The sequence below is a fragment of the Alishewanella sp. HL-SH06 genome (assembly GCF_052656265.1).
This window is the reverse complement of sequence record NZ_CP199752.1, coordinates 600,674-618,157: the sequence shown is the minus strand read 5'-3', so window position 1 is coordinate 618,157 and position 17,484 is coordinate 600,674. Positions and strand designations below refer to the sequence as shown.

Here is a 17,484-nt window from a genome sequence, read left to right as displayed (position 1 = left end):
AAAGCGCCAGCATAACTGGCGCTATCAAGACCTTACACTTTAAAGCGGCTAACTAACTCGTTTAGTTGTGTCGCTAAACGGGAAAGCTCTGAAGCACTGGCTGTGGTTTGATGCGAGCCAGTTGCCGTTTGATTGGCAAGGTCGCTAATGGTAATAATATTTCGATCAATCTCCCGCGCCACTTTCGATTGCTCTTCGGCTGCGCTGGCGATAACGTGGTTTTGATCACTAATACTGGTGATGTTTTCCGCAATACGTGTTAACGCCGTGGCCGCTTCAATTGCCACGTTTTGAGCATTATCCACATTGCTGCTAATTAAGCCCATTGCACTAACGGCTTCTTTTACCGAGGCTTGCACCTGATTGATCATTAACTCAATTTCTCCAGTCGAGGTTTGAGTGCGATGCGCTAAACTACGCACTTCATCGGCGACCACGGCAAAACCACGGCCGGCATCCCCCGCTCGAGCGGCTTCAATGGCCGCATTCAGTGCCAGTAAGTTCGTTTGCTCTGCTACGCTACGAATCACCTCTAATACCTGGTTAATCGAAGACACTTTTTCAGCTAAGACATTAATCACACTGGTACTTTGCCGGACATCGGCATTCATCTTGTCGATAACAGTGCGGGTTTGCAGTACTTTTTTACTGCCATCTTCTGCTAAGGCAGCGGATTGAATAGACGCTTCCGAGGTTTGCATGGCCGTTGCCGCCACTTCATCCACCGCAGAGCTCATTTCGGTTATCGCAGTAGCAGCTTGTTGCACTTCATCATTTTGAAGTTGAATAGCACGAGCGGATTCATCCGTCACCGCATTTAACTCTTCCGCTGCAGAAGCCAGCTGACTGGCTGAACTAGAGATGTGACCGATCGCTTCACGCAAATTAGTTTGCATTTGCGAAATGGCTTGCGCTAATTTAGTCAGTTCATCATTACCATCACGACAAACATCCCGCGTTAAATCACTGTTGGCAATAAACTGAGCTGACTCAATAACCTGCGATAAAGGCTGATTAATACTTTTTGAGATCATTAACGCTATCGCAATAGCAGTAATTACGGCTAACGCAATTAATGCGATAACAACCAACTTAGCGCTTTCATAAGCCGCAATCGAAGCGGTTCGAGAATCAGCGACAGACTGCTGATTTATGCTAGTTAACTTTAACAAATTTTGGGTAAGGGTATTTTCTAAGCCATTCATCTGAGGCAACAGATCTAAGGCGGCCCCCGTTTCATCTTGCTTTAGCAAATCAATCACTTGCTGTTGAATGTCTAGATAACTTTCTTCTGCTTTTTTAAAAACATTGAACACTTGTCTCTCTTCTGCAAGCGTAATCACGCTTTCATAAGCTGATACGTTTTTCTTAACCTCTGCCCGGACATTTTCAACTAATTGTAGGGTTTCGCCTTCTTGGCGAATATCCGTTGTTAGCATCAGTCTTAAGGTTAATACCCGCAAGCGAGTTACATTTAGATTTAAGTCTGCCAAATTCATCAACGAAGGTAGAATATTGGTTTCGACTTGACTCGCTCGATCGCGAATATCAGACATCGTGTTCAGGTTATATGCGCCCAAACCCGCTAACATCAAAACGAGCGCTCCAAATGCGCTGAGCAATCGTTTTTGAATACTTAATGACCTGAACATAGGGTGCCTCATTGATCCATTTAGAGATAGTTTATGCCAATAAAAACTACCCCATAAAATAAAGGGTGTGTTTATTCATTTACTCTAGCAGTAAATACGCGGTATAGCAGCTTTTTAATCGGCAATGTTGTTATAAATCCAATACTAACAACCACTGCCCTGTCTATTGGCAATGTTATCGAGTTAGCCAATTTGACCAGCTTGCCGCTGACCACATCACTATTAAACCTTGACATGTTGAGTCACATTTTGTCGTACAAAACGAACCGTATGAACGAGGATTGAAGTGATAAAAGCAAACTTGCATGAACTTCAGCTTTTTTAAAGCCGTATGGTGTGACGACAAGAGACACAATCAGAACAAAAACAAGACTATAGATAAGGATATTGCAGAAAATTGACAAACACAAATTAGTGTGGAAAAGGGAGAAAAAGCGCAGAAAGAAAATGGTGCCCGGGGCCGGACTTGAACCGGCACGAGGTTTCCCTCGAGGGATTTTAAATCCCTTGTGTCTACCGATTTCACCACCCGGGCAACGAATACTGATTAGTACCGACAGAACGGCGCGAATATTATGCAAGCTCAGCCATTTTTGCAAGCGATTTCTGAAATTATCTGCTAATCAGCGCGCAACTGATGCTTTATCGAACAAAATCAACTGTATCAGCCCTTCCCGACAACGATTTCACGCCAGTTTCAGCCTCTTTACAGGGCTTATTATAAATTTTCCAGAAACACATTGATCAGGATCAAAATCTGAGCGTACAATAGTTTCAGAAATTTCTGAAAGTTCAGTAAGGTCCGAGTTATGCAAATGACACCAATGATTGAATCCTTTGTTTACCACTTCGGTGAGATGGGAAGCCGCTGGGGATTTAACCGCACCGTTGGGCAAATTTATGCCTTGCTAGTAGTGAGTGAAGAGCCGATCTGCGCCAATGATATTGCCGAGTTATTGGGTATTTCTCGTGGCAACGTCAGCATGGGTTTAAAAGAGCTGGGCAGTTGGCAGCTAGTACAAGTGCAACATAAAGCCGGTGATCGCAAAGAATACTATTGTTGTCGCGGCAGCATTTGGGACATGGCCAATAAGGTGTTTGAAGAGCGCCGTAAGCGTGAAATGGACCCAACGCTGTCACTGCTGCGCGACATTATGATGGATGAAGCGGCAAATAAAGAAGAGCGCTTTGCACAACAGCGCATTACCGAAATCCATGATTTACTCGAAAACATTACCGACTGGACACAAAGCTTGCAGTCGTTATCGCCTGAAAAGTTAAACACCTTAATGAAGCTTGGCTCTGGTGTTGGCAAGGTGTTGGAATTTACCGAAAAGTTTCGCTCGAAAAAAGACGCTTAATAGCCTATTGCTGAGGTGGTTATGTTAGACACGTTAATTCTGTCGCGTATTCAATTTGCGGCCAATATTAGTTTTCATATCCTGTTCCCAACCATTACCATTGCCTTAGGTTGGTTGTTATTTTACTTCAAGTTACGCTTCGACTTTTCAAAGCATCCGGTTTGGATGCGTGCTTATCGCTTTTGGGTAAAAGTGTTTGCGCTAACCTTTGCACTGGGTGTCGTTAGCGGCATCACCATGTCGTTTCAGTTTGGCACTAACTGGCCTGGTTTTATGGAAACCATCGGTAATATTGCTGGGCCCTTACTGGCCTATGAAATATTAACAGCGTTTTTTCTTGAAGCTACCATGCTCGGTATTATGTTATTTGGTTTTCATAAAGTGCCGCGCTGGGCGCATACCCTCGCCACTTTTTTAGTCGCCTTAGGCACCACCTTCTCGGCATTTTGGATCTTAGTACTGAATTCATGGATGCAAACGCCAGCAGGTTTTGAAATGCGCGATGGCGTAGTGCATGCCACCGACTGGTTCGCGATTATTTTTAACCCGTCTTTTCCCTATCGCTTTATGCATATGTTGCTGGCCTCGGCCCTCACCGTTTGTTTCCTGGTGGCCGGTATTTCTGCCTATCGCTTATTACGTGGCGATAATAAAAAAGCCCCGAAACTGACGCTGAAAACCGCCTTATTCACGGCCGCTATTTTAGCGCCCACCCAAGCTTTGGTCGGTGATTTTCATGGCTTAAACACCTTAGAACATCAACCGCAAAAGATCGCGGCGATGGAAGGGATTTGGCATACCGAAAAGGGTGCACCACTGGTGTTATTTGCCATTCCCGATGCTGAAACCCAGCAAAACCGCTTCGCGATTCAGATCCCCAAACTCGCCAGTTTAATTTTAACGCACGATGCGAATGGCGAACTGAAAGGTTTAAATGAATTTGTCGGCGAGCATCCGCCCGTTGCGCCAGTGTTTTATAGTTTCCGCGTCATGGTGGGAATCGGCATGCTGATGCTGCTAGTGGCTTGGTGGAGCAGTATTAAACTAGTGAGGCATAAAACGCTGACACCGCTGCATTTGAAAGTATTGATCGGTATGACGTTCTCGGGCTGGGTCGCCACCCTAGCCGGCTGGTATGTCACCGAAATTGGTCGGCAGCCCTACTTAGTATATGGCTTATTAAAAACACGTGACGCGGTAACTACCGTGCCGAGTGAGCATGTCGCGCTAACCCTAGGCTTATATTTAGTGCTGTATGCCGTGTTGCTGGTGCTCTATATCAAAACGCTGTTCTGGTTAGCCAAGCGTGCGGTAGAAGTAGAAGAGTATGATCTGACGATGCCAGGTTTACCTGAAAACGCGCCAGCCACTGACAAAGCCACAGGAGCTTCAGCATGATGAATTGGTTAACGGCCGAACATTTGGCCCTGGTTTTTGGTGGCTTGACTGCCCTGTCGATTTTACTTTATGCCATTTTAGATGGTTATGATTTAGGTGTCGGTATCACCCTACCGATGGGCAACGAAGCTTGGCGCGATACGGCCATTGCCTCGATTGGCCCGTTTTGGGATGCCAATGAAACTTGGCTCGTATTGGCGGTAGGTTTGTTACTGGTTGCCTTTCCCGCCGCGCACAGCGCGATTTTACATGCGTTATATTTGCCCACGGCCATGTTACTCATCGGCTTAATTTTACGCGGTGTTGCTTTTGACTTTCGGGCTAAGGTAAAAACTCAGCGTAAAGTGTACTGGGATTACACCTTTAAAGCCGGATCGCTGTTAGCAACCTTCAGTCAGGGCTTTATGCTGGGCATTTATGTGATGGGTTTACAGTATCATACGGGCAGTATTATTTTCGCGTGCTTCAGCGGTCTGTGTGTTACGGCCGCCTATGCGATGATTGGTAATGCCTGGCTAATTGGCAAAACCAGCGGTGAGCTGCAACTGCATGCCATTAAGCACTGTAAAATAGCGGGCGTGTTAACGCTAAGCGGGATCTTGGCGGTGAGCCTGATTAACCCTATGGTAAACGCTAATGTGTTACAAGTGTGGACTGAACCGCCATTAGCCTATTTCTTTGCTGCGATCCCGTTGTTGTGCTTTGCCATGTTTGTTATTGGTTATTTGGCCTTGAAACGTTTACCACTGCCAAAAGATGCCGGTGCTTGGTTGCCCTTTGCCATTTGTAACGTGATTTTTATCAGTAGCTTTATCGGCCTAGCCTTAAGCTTCTATCCATTTGTCGTGCCAAACCAAATGACACTTTATCAAGCGGCCAGCTCGCGGGAGTCGCTACTGATTATTTTCTTTGGCGCAGTGGTGGTCATTCCGGTGATTGCGGCATATACCGCAGTAGCCTATTACGCGTTTAGAGGTAAGGCTGACGGCTTGAAGTATTACTAATAGCAAGGCTATTGAAACTTATTGTAGAAGGTAAACTGACAATACAAACAAAAAAACCAAAAGCCGTATCACCGCGCTTTTGGTTTTTTGATGAATAAGAATGATTAAGCTTTACGACGACGTGATGCACCCAAACCTAATAAACCCAGACCGATTAAAGCAAGAGTAGTGGGTTCTGGTACTGCAGCAATATTAGCAGTTCTAGGCGGATTATAGCTTAATAATATGCCGTTGTTGTTTTGGTTGTTATTACTTAAAGACGCCAACTCAATTAAAGGGGAGCCGCTATAAACATTATAAGTAAAAGCAGTATTGTTAGTTTTAAATACCTGAAAATCGAAAACTTCACCGGCAGCTAAGGTAAAATTCAGACCATCAAGATAACCACCGGCCACATAAGAGGTAAAAGCGCCTGTTAACAGGTTTAGCGAGTCATAAGTATTAACTTCATCTGAGTGAAAGCTTAATGTGCTGCCGGTGGGTAGGTTAAGCGTACCGTTTATGTTGGTAGCCGTGCTAAAAGTCCAACGAATAAACCAGTTAGTATCAACATTCCAAATATAAAAGCTGTTGGCATTCAAAAGCCCAGTGTTTCTTGCAAGAGCGGTACCTGTAGCATTCCAAGTTGAAGAATCGGCAGTGATTAAACCAGCATGAGCTGACGAGACCGGTAGAAAAGCCGCTGAAAGGGTAAATGCTAGCGAAAGTGCTAATACCTTAAGTTTCATCTGTACTCCAAATATCATTTGATGGTCATTATTCACGATTAAGAATTCGAGGTTGTTTAGAGATGACAAGAAACAACACTAAAAAACAAAGCAAAATAAATGCCAAAATATTAAGCCATTGATTTTTATGTGCTTATAAAAAGAGGTCTAACCAGACTGTAAAAAAAGCTGTCACTTTAGCAACTCGTTAGACAAAGTAACTACACATAAACCGATCCTAATAAATAGGTCTACTCGTAGCTACTTAGCCTGAGTTATACAAAAAACCTTGTTAACTCAACGCTGTTATGTCGAGTACCGGCTAAATGTTATAGTTTACTGTTTTCAACACTCACGGCTTTTGCATCAGGCTTGTCGCGCAAAATTTTATCTAAGTAACCCATCGCAAAAGCAGATAATACGAAAGTAATGTGGATCAATAAGTACCATTTAATCTTATCGTTATCGATAGATTCGGTATTCATAAATACTTTTAACAAATGAATGGACGAGATTGCAACAATAGACGCCGCCACCTTGTTTTTCAGTGAGTTAGAGTCTAACTTACCCAACCAACCTAACTTGTCATCATGGCCGTGTAAATCGAGCCGCGAGACAAAGTTTTCATAACCTGAAAACATCACCATCACCAACAAACCACCAACTAAAGCAATATCAATTAAGCTTAGGGTGATCAGGATCAGTTCTACTTCTTTCATGCTAAAAATCATTGGGATAACATGAAATATTTCCTGAAAAAATTTAATGGCTAATGCCATTAAACATAAACTCAAACCCAGATATATCGGTGCCATGATCCAGCGCGTGCCATACATCAGTCTTTCAAAGTAACGTTCCATGCAATTTCCTGTTTATCGGTTTAAGTAAGCTGTCGCGCATGTAAACACGAGCGACGGGCAACGGCGAGCATTTTATTCCCAAGCAATAGAAGACGGCAACTTCGGCGTTGACAACAAACTGATAAAACGCTGCCAACGCTCATCTTCAGAGCCGCCTTGCTCGATATAGTTCTTCACTAAATCTTTGCCCCAATTGTAATTGATCACATAAGCGCCATAGGTATCAACAAACCGGATGCCTTGCTTGGCCTCTGCTTCACTTTGCAATAAGTAACGCTGGCGTAAGCTTTGTGCCGTTGCCGCATCAATTTCACCATTGAGGTATAACCGCGCAATTTCATTACCGGCATAGCTTAGTTGAGCCATTAACTTTAAAAATTGCGCATACTCTGCAGCCAACGCAGCATCTAAGCCCGCTAACGGATAGAGCACATCGCGCTCGAACTGCATCTTTTGCTCACCAGGGAACGCCATACTAATACCATAGTTTGCCGTACCTTCCGCGATTAACGACTGCGGGCTAAACAAGGGGTAAACGCTAAATTCGACCCACTGTAACTCGTTTTTTAATTTCTGCTCTAACAACGCATTGTAGGTGTGATGTCCTGGATACCCTTCATGACACCCCAAGTCGACCGCACGCGAGATATCAATGGGTCGCTCGATATTAATTTGGATCAGACTATAAGCCGCACCTTGATACCAGTTATAGCCACTCCAGGGTTTGTCTTCGACAAACTCCAACGTAAAACGCTCCTGCTGGGGTAAATCTATGCGACTGAGCGTGCGAGCCTGACACTCAGCTATCGCCCGCTCAAAGACCTGCTGTTGTTTATCTTGCGGGATCACAAAGCCCGCGCGGTATGCAACCACTCGCTCGGTTAAATCCCCCTCGCCCGGCACTAGCGCATCTAGCTCGGCTAAAACAGTATCAAAACTGGCCAAATCACGTTGCGGCGGCAAGGTGTCATACAATTGTTGTGCTTGTTGCTCAAAACTGATCCGCTTGCCCGTTGCCAGCGTTTGCGCATGGCTAACTAAGGCCGTTAATTGCGTGATTAAATAGTGTTGGCGTAAGCGCAACATAGTATCAGTGGCACTTAACGCCCTGATTTCAGCCTGTAAAGCACTGCCCGCAGTGACAATCTCTGCCGCTGATAGCGCAGCCGTTTTGGCCTGTTCTGCCCATTCGGCAGGGCCATAATAGGCATCGACATAACTTTTATCATGCTCACCCAGTGCCAAAACTAAACTGACATAACGCTGAGCCAAAGGCGACCACGCATCTGTTGTCACAACGGGTTCTGGCGCTTTTTGACACGCGCCCAGTAATGTGGCCATGGTTAGGGCCGAGAAAATCAGTTTCACTTGCACAAGACGTTCCTTAAAAATCAGCAAGCCTTAATCTAACGTTGTCGCGGCTTAGGTGCAACGTGGTTAAGTAAAGAGCCCATCGAAAATTGGGCAACACACTGAAAAAACGCGCAATCTACAACCAAAGTTTTTATCCATTTAGCCATCTATACTGTTGCACTGCAAAAATAACCATGTTATTAATATGGCGTTCTGTACATAAGGCAGCAATACAGTAAATGAATTCTTCAGTTGTGACCTACATCATTAGCCTACTCCTCGTGCTCCTCTGCGCTGCACGGGTTCGTGCTTATTGGTGAGCGTTCACTACCGATAAACGAAAACCCCGTGCCTTGGCCGGGGTTTTTTTATGACTTCCGGCATGTTGTACGCCTAAGGCCATTAAAAGGAAAGCGTGATGAGTGCTGATAACAAAATTTGGATTTTCGATACCACCTTGCGTGATGGTGAGCAGGCTTTACGCGCCAGCTTAAGCCAAAAGCAAAAAATTCAACTGGCGCATGCTATTGCCCGCTTAAATGTTGATGTGATGGAAGTGGGCTTTCCGGTATCTAGCCCAGGTGACTTTGCTTCAGTGCAACGTATTGCCCGTGAAGTAAAAGGGCCGATCATTTGTGGCCTTTCGCGTGCAGTCAGTGCCGACATTGAAGCCTGTGGCGAAGCGTTAAAAGACGCCGAGCGCCGCCGCATTCATACCTTTATTGCCACCTCGCCCCTACACTTGCAGTACAAATTGCGTAAAACCTTAGCCCAAGCCACTGAACAAGCCGTTGCCGCTATTAAGTTAGCCAGCCGCTACACCGACGATATTGAATTTTCTTGTGAAGATGCCGGTCGTACCCCGATTGACGATTTATGCTGGATAGTTGAGCGCGCCATCGCTGCCGGCGCAACCACCATTAATATACCCGATACCGTCGGTTACACCATCCCAAATGAGTTCGCTGCCATTATTCATAGCTTAAAAAGCAAGGTGCCAAATATTGATAAAGCGCGCTTAAGCGTGCATTGCCATAACGATTTAGGCTTAGCGGTGGCGAACAGTATCAGTGCCATTCAAGCCGGGGCACGCCAAATCGAATGTACGGTCAATGGCATCGGGGAACGTGCTGGTAATTGCTCACTGGAAGAAGTGGCGATGATCATCAATACCCGTAAAGATGTGTTAGCGCCTTTGTACACCGATATTAAAACCACCGAGATTTATCGTAGCTCTCATTTGGTTAGCCAAATTTGTAATATGCCGATCCAACCGAATAAAGCCATTGTCGGTGAAAATGCCTTTGCCCACAGCTCGGGTATTCATCAGGACGGCGTGTTAAAAGCACAGAACACCTACGAAATTATGTCGCCAGAGCACGTCGGTATTCGACAAAACGAATTAAACCTAACTTCGCGCTCGGGTCGCCATGTCATTCAACATCGATTAGCCGAGCTGGGTTACACCAAAGAGGATTATCAATTAGAAGAGGTTTATCAAAGCTTCTTGGCCTTAGCCGATCAAAAGGGTCGGGTATTTGATTACGATTTAGAAGCCTTGGTGTTTTTCCAAAACTTACAAGAGCAAGACGAATATTACAAACTTGAGTTTTTAAGCTCCTCAACGCATACCGGCCACGTCGCCAGCGCCACCGTGGGTTTAAGTTGTGATGGTAAGATAGTCACCGAAGCGGCAACAGGCAATGGCCCAGTTGAAGCCGCTTTTTTAGCCGTGCAGCGCATTAGCCAATTACAGATCAAGATGGTCGATTTTAATTTGTCGGCCAAAGGCAGTGGCGAAGATGCTTTAGGCCAAGTCGATATTACCGCGGAATATGAAGGGCAACGCTTTCATGGCGCGGGTTTAGCCACCGATATCGTTCGTGCCTCGGTGCTGGCCTATGTGCATGTGCTGAATATGATCCAGCGTGCGCAAACCATCCACGCCCATAAACAAGCAAAAAATACCGAATCTCAGAGTAATCAAACAGCAGGTGAAGCATGAGCAAGCATTATAAAGTCGCCGTATTGGCCGGTGATGGCATTGGCCCAGAAGTGATGGCCGAAGCCATTAAAGTGTTAAACGTAGTGGCAGAAAAATTTCAGTTTAGCTTAAGCCTAACAGAAGCCTTAGTCGGTGGTGCTGCGATTGATGCAACCGGTGAGCCCTTACCTGCGGCAACCTTAGCACTGTGTAAAAACAGTGATGCTATCTTATTTGGCTCGGTCGGTGGCCCTAAGTGGACCGGTTTAGCGCCAGACAGTCAGCCAGAGCGAGGTTCATTATTACCCTTACGCAAAACCTTCGATTTATTTTGTAATATGCGCCCTGGGCAAATTTATCCGGCCTTTGCGGAATTATCGCCGCTACACCCCCGCGTAAGCTCGCTGGGCATGGATGTGTTATGTATTCGTGAGCTAACCGGCGGTATTTATTTCGGCGAGAAAGGCCGCACCGCTGTTGACGCCTTTGATATTCAGCGTTACAGCGTGCCAGAAATCGAACGTATTGCCCGCGTCGCCTTTGAAGCCGCCGGCAAGCGCAGCAAAAAAGTGACCTCTATTGATAAAGCCAACGTGCTGCAAACCAGTATTTTATGGCGTGAAACCGTGGAGCGCGTAGCAAAAGAGTTTCCGGACATCACTTTAGAGCATATGTATATCGATAACGCCGCCATGCAGCTTATCCGTAGCCCACAACAATTTGACGTGATGCTGTGCGACAACTTGTTTGGCGATATTTTATCGGACGAAATTGCGGCCATTGCCGGTTCATTGGGTCTATTACCCTCTGCCAGCTTAAACGGCAGTGGTTTCGGTTTATATGAGCCCGCGGGCGGCAGCGCCCCAGATATTGCCGGCAAAGGTATTGCTAACCCTATCGCACAAATTCTCAGTGTCGCCTTAATGCTGCGTTACAGCTTTGCGGAAGAAGCCGCGGCGCAAGCTATTGAGAAAGCAGTGCAGTCTTGCTTAGAGCAACACATTGTTACCCGCGATATTAACCCGAAATCGACTTATGGAACGGCCGCCGTTGGCGCTGCCATTGTTGCCACTTTACGCCAGGAGAACAACTGATGGGCCAAACGCTATATCAGAAGATTTATCAAAGCCATGTTGTGGGTAAAATTAATGCCAGCACCGATTTATTATATGTAGACCGGCATTTGATCCACGAAGTGACCTCGCCTCAGGCTTTCTCAGGTTTAAAATTGGCTGGGCGTCATGTGCGTCGTACCGATCTCACTTTTGCCACCATGGATCACAACGTATCCACGCAAAAGCGCAGTTTAGATGCCGCCGGTGAAACCTCGCGCAAACAACTTGAAGCGCTGGCCGAAAACTGTGCCGAAAACCAGATCCCGATTTTGGATTTAACTCATCCCGATCAAGGCATTGTGCATGTCATTGGCCCTGAGCAAGGCTTAACGCAGCCAGGTATGATCATCGTGTGTGGCGACTCGCACACTTCAACGCATGGCGCTTTTGGTGCCTTAGCCTTTGGCATCGGTACTTCAGAAGTGGAACATGTGTTAGCCACACAAACACTGCCACAACAACAAGCTAAAACCCTGAAAGTCGAGATCAATGGTCAATTATCTGCGCATGTCACTGCAAAAGACGTCGCCTTAGCGGTCATTGGTAAGCTCGGCACTGCCGGGGGTAATGGTTATGTTGCAGAATTTACTGGCAATACCATTAGCGCTATGAGCATGGAAAGCCGTATGACCCTGTGCAATATGAGCATTGAGATGGGCGCAAAAGCCGGCTTGATCGCACCAGATGACGTTACTTTTGCTTATTTAAAAGATAAAGCCAATGCGCCTCAAGGTGAACATTGGCCTGCCGCTGTCAGTTATTGGCAAAGCCTGCATTCAGATAGCGATGCGGTATTTGATCAAACCGTACAGATTAATGCCGCCGATATTGCACCGCAAGTGACTTGGGGCACCAGCCCTGAGCAAGTCATTTCGGTCGATACGCCGGTGCCTGCCCCAGAAAGCTTTGCGGACGAAACGAAACGTGATGCCGCAGCACGAGCGCTGCAGTATATGGGGTTAAGTGCCGGTCAAAAATTAACGGATTGCCAAGTGGATGTGGTGTTTATTGGTAGCTGTACTAACAGCCGCATTGAAGATTTACGTGCCGCCGCCAGTGTGATTAATGGCAAAACTGTCGCAGCGGGCGTACGCGCGTTAGTCGTACCTGGCTCAGGTATTGTGAAACGCCAAGCCGAAGCTGAAGGCTTAGCTGATATCTTTAAAGCTGCCGGTTTTGAATGGCGTGAGCCCGGTTGCTCCATGTGCTTAGGCATGAATGACGATCGCGTAGAAGCCGGTCAACGCTGTGCTTCTACGAGCAACCGTAATTTTGAAGGCCGCCAAGGTCGTGGCGCCCGCACCCATTTAGTAAGCCCTGCTATGGCAGCGGCAGCGGCAATTGCCGGTAAATTTGTTAATATCACGCAAGGAGACTGGGCATGAGTCAGATTTTTAAAGCCGGGTTAGTCTGCCCATTAGATAAAAACAATGTGGATACGGATCAGATCATCCCAAAACAGTTTTTAACTTCAGTCAGCCGTGATGGTTTTGCCGAAGCGCTATTTTATGATTGGCGCTATGTGGCAGACGGCGTCCCGAATACCGACTTTGTGCTGAACTTCCCGCAATACCAAGGCGCGTCTATTTTGTTAACCCGAGCAAACTTTGGCTGTGGTTCAAGCCGTGAACATGCGCCTTGGGCACTGCAACAGTATGGTTTTCAAGTAATTATCGCCGAGAGCTTTGCCGATATTTTCTTTAATAACAGCGTGAATAACGGCATGTTATTAATTCAGCTAAGCAAAACCAATATTGATCTGCTGTTTAAACGCTGCGCCCAAGGGCCGCAACAATGGCAGATCGATTTAGCTAGCCAAGAAATTATGTTTGGTAATAACGCCGCAATGGGATTTAGTATTGATCCTGATATTAAACAACGCTTACTAAGTGGCTTAGACTTTATCGGCTCCAGCGAACAACTAGGTGCAGAAATTTCTGCCTTTGAAGCGCAGCGCAAAGCCCGTTTGCCCTGGTTAGGCTAAAACGGTATTGGTCACAAGCAGCCAACTACTACGCTGCTTGTGACATTATTCTGGATTAACCAGCAAGAGCATATTGCCAAACTCTAACATCTGCTCAGCGCTTTGCACCTGCTCTGGCCACTCACCTTGCTGTAACTGCACAAAACTTAACGGTTGCGCTAATTTAAATTGAAAGGTTAACGCGCGCGGATCGGCCAAAAAAATCAATAGCGGCTGGCTAATGGCACTCGGTAAGCTGGGATGCTGCGTTAAAAACTGCTCTAACTGCCCTTTTAACGCTTCCACTTGTGCGGTTTGCTCGGTTTGACGAAGCGCCTGATACAAGGCTTGTAAAAACCCCGCATTAACGATATTTAACTGCCCCTCTGCCACTAAACCTTCGGTTAAGGCTTGTGTTAACTGCTGACTATAAGCATCCGACTGACTAAATACTTGCTGCGCTTCAGCGTCCATTGCCGTCCACTGTTTGGCAAACTGCCAAAACCGCTGCATCTTTTGCATCTGCAATTGAAAATTTACCGAGAGGCCCTCGCCAATATACAATTGCTGCGTTAAACGCAAATTGCCGCTTTTCCCTGAGTAATGATATTGATAATCCGTATTGATTAATAAGCCTTTGGCGAGTTTGGCCAACTCGGGCGGCAAAAACACCTGCATCCCTTCAGAGAGTTTTAACCCCACAATCGATACCTGACCGTTATCGGCTAACGTACCCGGCTCAAAGCCACGTACTTGCAGCTTCTCTACTTCTGCCAAAACACCGACGGCCGCCACATCAACTTGAACACCTTCAATCCGGTAATCATCTTGCCAATAATTGGCTTTAATCCGCTGATAGCTCAAACTTAGCCCAGGCATCAAGCCAGCAGACGCCATTTCAGCATAAGATTGGTTAATATAGTCAATTTGCTGGCCAATGATCTTAGCCGCTTGGTAATTAACATACTGATAGATAGCCACGCAAACTAATGCGGCTAAGCCAATGCCTAATAACAGTTTATTCTTTCGCATACTCAAACCAACCCCAAAAAAATCTTGCCTACCATAGGCGATGTGCCGCGAAAAGTCATGCGCTTTGTCGACACAGGTTCGACCTTTATGTATTTGTTAGATTAACACGCTGCGATCTGCTGCAAAGGATGTTGCCACAGCACCATCAATGTTAAAATACGTACCGCAGGCCATACCAGACAGGACGGATAACGCAGTGACAGACTATTTCCATTGGTTCGATTTATTAGGCATCGCTGTATTTGCTGTGTCGGGTACTTTGGCAGCATGGCGTAATCACATGGATGGCTTCGGCGTGATTGTATTAGCCACAGTTACTGCCATTGGCGGCGGAACACTGCGCGATCTCATTTTAGATGTGCCCGTGATCTGGATGAACAACAACAGCTACTTTTTTGCCATCTTTGCCGCAGCCGGCGCCACCATCTTACTGGTTCGTAATCGTCTGACCATTCCCAATAATACGTTACAAATTGCCGATGCCATTGGGCTGGCTTTTTTTGTGATTATGGGTACGCAAAAAGCGCTGGATCACGGCACCTCGACCATGGTGGCCATTATGCTCGGCACCATGAGCGGCGTGTGTGGTGGCATGATCCGGGATGTACTGTGCCGGGAGATCCCGATGGTGTTTCGCGGCGAGCTGTATGCCTTTACCTGTATTTTTGGTGGTGCGGTATATACCAGCCTATTGGCGCTGCATATCGCCCCTATTTATGCCATGCTCGCCGGCATGGCAAGCCTCTTATTACTGCGCTTAGCCGCCATTAAATGGCAACTGACCATTCCGGTATTTGGCCGTAACTCGCAGGAGTTGAACGAGCCTTAATCTGATTATTACAGCGCTTCCCAAACGCCTGAGGTATCACGCTTGTGCTAAACCCTACTCAGGCCAACCTGGCATCTTCAGCACACTGCAGCTAGGCTAAAGGGCATCCTTTAATAACAGGAGTCATTATGTCTACCCGCACCGAACGCGATTCCATGGGCGAGTTACAAGTGCCAAGTAGCGCGCTTTACCAAGCACAAACGCAACGCGCCGTGCAAAACTTTCAAATCAGCTCAAAAACACTGCCGCTGGGCTTTATTCAGGCCTTGTTACAAATCAAACATGCCGCTGCCCGTGCTAATCAACAGCTAGGTTTGTTAAGCAAAACCCAGGCTGATGCCATTTGCCAAGCCGCTACACAATTATTAAAAGATACCGATTTAGCGCAGTTTCCGGTGAGTGTCTATCAAACCGGTTCAGGCACCAGTAGCAATATGAACGTGAATGAAGTGCTGGCGACCTTGGCCAGCCAATTGTCTGGCGACAGCATCCATCCCAATGATCAGGTGAACTTAGGCCAAAGCAGTAACGACACTATCCCCACAGCGATACAATTGAGTAGCTTATTGGCGTTAAAGCAGCACTTATTTCCGGCACTACAGTCGTTACAAGAAGCAATCAACACAAAATCTGCAGAGATAGGTCATATTGTTAAAACCGGCCGCACCCATTTAATGGATGCTATGCCGGTGACCTTTGCGCAAGTGCTCGGCGGCTGGCACAGTCAGCTGAGCCATGCGCAAACCCAGTTACAGCTGCAAGTGCCGCTGTTAAGCCAATTAGCGCAAGGCGGCACCGCAGTGGGTTCAGGTATTAATGCGCATAAAGATTTCGCCGTCCTGTTTGCCAAGCAACTAAGCCAACAAACCGGCTTAAGCTTAACGCCCAGCTCTAACTTCTTTTTTAATTTAAGCTCACAAGATGGTGCGCTCGCGCTCTCCGGCGCGTTAAAAACCTTAGCCGCAGTACTGTTAAAAATGGCTAACGATTTACGCTGGATGAACTCTGGGCCGTTAGCAGGCCTAAGCGAAATTAGCTTAGCGGCTTTACAACCCGGTTCGTCGATTATGCCGGGTAAAGTCAACCCGGTGATCCCCGAAGCGGTAGCGATGGCCTCTGTGCAAGTGTTTGCCTGTGATACCGCCATTAGCATGGCGGCGCAATCGGGTAATTTTGAATTAAACGTGATGCTGCCGCTTGTGGCCGATAATGTCTTAGAAGCCATCAGTTTACTCAGTGGCAGTTGCCAAGCATTGGCCACACAAGCCATAGCGGATTTTACGGTTAATGAGCAACACATTGCGCAAACGGTGGCGAAAAACCCGATTTTGGTGACCGCACTCAACAGTAAAATTGGCTATGACCAAGCTGCTGCGATTGCCAAACAGGCTTATCAGCAGCAACGCTCTATCATTGATGTGGCGGCGGAACTGACGGAGTTAAGCAGGGATGAGCTAAAGGAGCTATTAGATCCAAAGCAATTAACGGGAGAATCGTAGCAGCAAGATCCGATATAATCTTTTCACCTGAGCGCAAGAAGTTAGCTTAAGCAAACATGACCACCTACACTACCCTGACCGCGCCGGTTGAGCATCGGCTCACTGAAAAGAACAGTGATTTTCTGACCTTTTTGCAGCCGGTCACTGATCGTGAGCTCGCCTTGCAGTGGCTACAGCATTATCGTGAACGCTACAAAGATGCCAATCACGTATGCTGGGCCTATATTATTGGCAACACGCGCCAACCCTTGACCCAAGCCTTTAGTGATGACGGCGAGCCCAGCGGCACCGCTGGTAAACCGATGTTGCATGTACTAACTGAGCGCGGATTGGGGAATACGCTTGCTGTGGTCGTGCGCTATTTTGGTGGGGTGAAACTGGGTGCGGGTGGCCTGGTGCGCGCTTACTCAGCTGCAGTGTCGCAAGCCACAGCGTTGGCAAGCTTCACCACGATAAGCCCACAGCGCGAACTGACACTTAGCCTAGCCTTTGCCGATGAAGCAAGGCTGCGACAACTGTTGCAACAATGCGCCGGCGAAGTGCTCACACAGCACTACTCGCACCAAGTAGAGCTTAGTGTGCGCCTACCTGAGCCGGCTGTAAGCGATTTTATCGAGCAAATGAATAATGTGACTGCAGGTCAGGCACAGATCCTGTCGCCACTTGGCACGAATTGAAACTGGCATTTAGCCCTATTCCGTGGATAATAAGCCGCAATAACTTGCAG

15 protein-coding genes and 1 tRNA gene are annotated in these 17,484 nt (G+C 46.9%); 10 read left to right on the top strand and 6 right to left on the bottom strand.

Features of this window, described 5'->3' with window-relative positions:
* Positions 1-32: 32 nt before the first annotated feature.
* The gene (locus ACUJFK_RS02715) at positions 33-1,652 is read right to left on the bottom strand and encodes a methyl-accepting chemotaxis protein (RefSeq protein ID WP_445426003.1); all 1,620 of its coding nucleotides are present in this window, start codon (positions 1,650-1,652) and stop codon (positions 33-35) included.
* Between the two features lie 448 nt (positions 1,653-2,100).
* Positions 2,101-2,187, bottom strand: a tRNA-Leu gene (locus ACUJFK_RS02710).
* A 274-nt stretch (positions 2,188-2,461) separates the two neighbouring features.
* Here ACUJFK_RS02710 and ACUJFK_RS02705 point away from each other — a divergent pair.
* From ACUJFK_RS02705 to ACUJFK_RS02695, 3 genes are read left to right on the top strand one after another with little or no spacing between them, the layout of a single operon-like run.
* Positions 2,462-3,013 carry a GbsR/MarR family transcriptional regulator gene (locus ACUJFK_RS02705; protein ID WP_306177305.1) on the top strand — a complete coding sequence of 184 codons (552 nt, stop codon included), beginning with the start codon at positions 2,462-2,464 and terminating at the stop codon, positions 3,011-3,013.
* Between the two features lie 21 nt (positions 3,014-3,034).
* Positions 3,035-4,411, top strand: a complete 1,377-nt coding sequence (locus ACUJFK_RS02700) for a cytochrome ubiquinol oxidase subunit I (RefSeq protein ID WP_445426002.1) — start codon at positions 3,035-3,037, stop codon at positions 4,409-4,411.
* Positions 4,411-5,415 carry a cytochrome d ubiquinol oxidase subunit II gene (locus tag ACUJFK_RS02695; protein WP_226750712.1) on the top strand — a complete coding sequence of 335 codons (1,005 nt, stop codon included), beginning with the start codon at positions 4,411-4,413 and terminating at the stop codon, positions 5,413-5,415. Before ACUJFK_RS02700 ends, ACUJFK_RS02695 begins: the two co-directional genes overlap by 1 nt.
* Positions 5,416-5,519: 104 nt before the next feature.
* Here the strand turns inward: ACUJFK_RS02695 and ACUJFK_RS02690 are convergent, their stop codons facing one another.
* The 3 genes from ACUJFK_RS02690 to ACUJFK_RS02680 form a co-directional block, all read right to left on the bottom strand.
* Positions 5,520-6,179, bottom strand: a complete 660-nt coding sequence (locus tag ACUJFK_RS02690; RefSeq protein WP_445426001.1) for a PEP-CTERM sorting domain-containing protein — start codon at positions 6,177-6,179, stop codon at positions 5,520-5,522.
* 272 nt (positions 6,180-6,451) lie between these two features.
* Positions 6,452-6,982 carry a TIGR00645 family protein gene (locus ACUJFK_RS02685; protein WP_229584693.1) on the bottom strand — a complete coding sequence of 177 codons (531 nt, stop codon included), beginning with the start codon at positions 6,980-6,982 and terminating at the stop codon, positions 6,452-6,454.
* Positions 6,983-7,054: 72 nt separating this feature from the next.
* Positions 7,055-8,356 (bottom strand): hypothetical protein, encoded by a 1,302-nt coding sequence (locus tag ACUJFK_RS02680; protein ID WP_445426000.1) that lies wholly within the window; start codon positions 8,354-8,356, stop codon positions 7,055-7,057.
* Positions 8,357-8,753: 397 nt separating this feature from the next.
* Here ACUJFK_RS02680 and leuA point away from each other — a divergent pair, with 397 nt between their 5' ends.
* From leuA to leuD, 4 genes are read left to right on the top strand one after another with little or no spacing between them, the layout of a single operon-like run.
* Complete coding sequence (leuA, locus tag ACUJFK_RS02675; RefSeq protein WP_445425999.1) at positions 8,754-10,340, top strand: 2-isopropylmalate synthase; 1,587 nt, start codon at positions 8,754-8,756, stop codon at positions 10,338-10,340.
* The gene (gene leuB / locus ACUJFK_RS02670; protein WP_226750429.1) at positions 10,337-11,413 is read left to right on the top strand and encodes a 3-isopropylmalate dehydrogenase; all 1,077 of its coding nucleotides are present in this window, start codon (positions 10,337-10,339) and stop codon (positions 11,411-11,413) included. Before leuA ends, leuB begins: the two co-directional genes overlap by 4 nt.
* Positions 11,413-12,819, top strand: a complete 1,407-nt coding sequence (leuC, locus tag ACUJFK_RS02665; protein ID WP_445425998.1) for a 3-isopropylmalate dehydratase large subunit — start codon at positions 11,413-11,415, stop codon at positions 12,817-12,819. Before leuB ends, leuC begins: the two co-directional genes overlap by 1 nt.
* On the top strand, positions 12,816-13,418 hold the full coding sequence (gene leuD / locus ACUJFK_RS02660; protein ID WP_445425997.1) for a 3-isopropylmalate dehydratase small subunit: 603 nt from the start codon (positions 12,816-12,818) through the stop codon (positions 13,416-13,418). Before leuC ends, leuD begins: the two co-directional genes overlap by 4 nt.
* A 45-nt stretch (positions 13,419-13,463) precedes the next feature.
* Here leuD and ACUJFK_RS02655 read toward each other — a convergent pair whose 3' ends face one another.
* Entirely contained in the window at positions 13,464-14,429 is a 966-nt protein-coding gene (locus ACUJFK_RS02655; RefSeq protein ID WP_445425996.1) for a hypothetical protein, read from the bottom strand.
* Positions 14,430-14,625: 196 nt separating this feature from the next.
* Between ACUJFK_RS02655 and ACUJFK_RS02650 the strand changes: the two genes are divergently transcribed.
* The 3 genes from ACUJFK_RS02650 to ACUJFK_RS02640 all read left to right on the top strand — a co-directional run bounded on the left by ACUJFK_RS02650 (position 14,626) and on the right by ACUJFK_RS02640 (position 17,434).
* Entirely contained in the window at positions 14,626-15,258 is a 633-nt protein-coding gene (locus ACUJFK_RS02650; RefSeq protein ID WP_445426752.1) for a trimeric intracellular cation channel family protein, read from the top strand.
* 125 nt (positions 15,259-15,383) lie between these two features.
* Entirely contained in the window at positions 15,384-16,757 is a 1,374-nt protein-coding gene (locus ACUJFK_RS02645; RefSeq protein WP_445426751.1) for a class II fumarate hydratase, read from the top strand.
* A 56-nt stretch (positions 16,758-16,813) separates the two neighbouring features.
* Complete coding sequence (locus tag ACUJFK_RS02640; protein WP_445425995.1) at positions 16,814-17,434, top strand: YigZ family protein; 621 nt, start codon at positions 16,814-16,816, stop codon at positions 17,432-17,434.
* Positions 17,435-17,484: the final 50 nt, after the last annotated feature.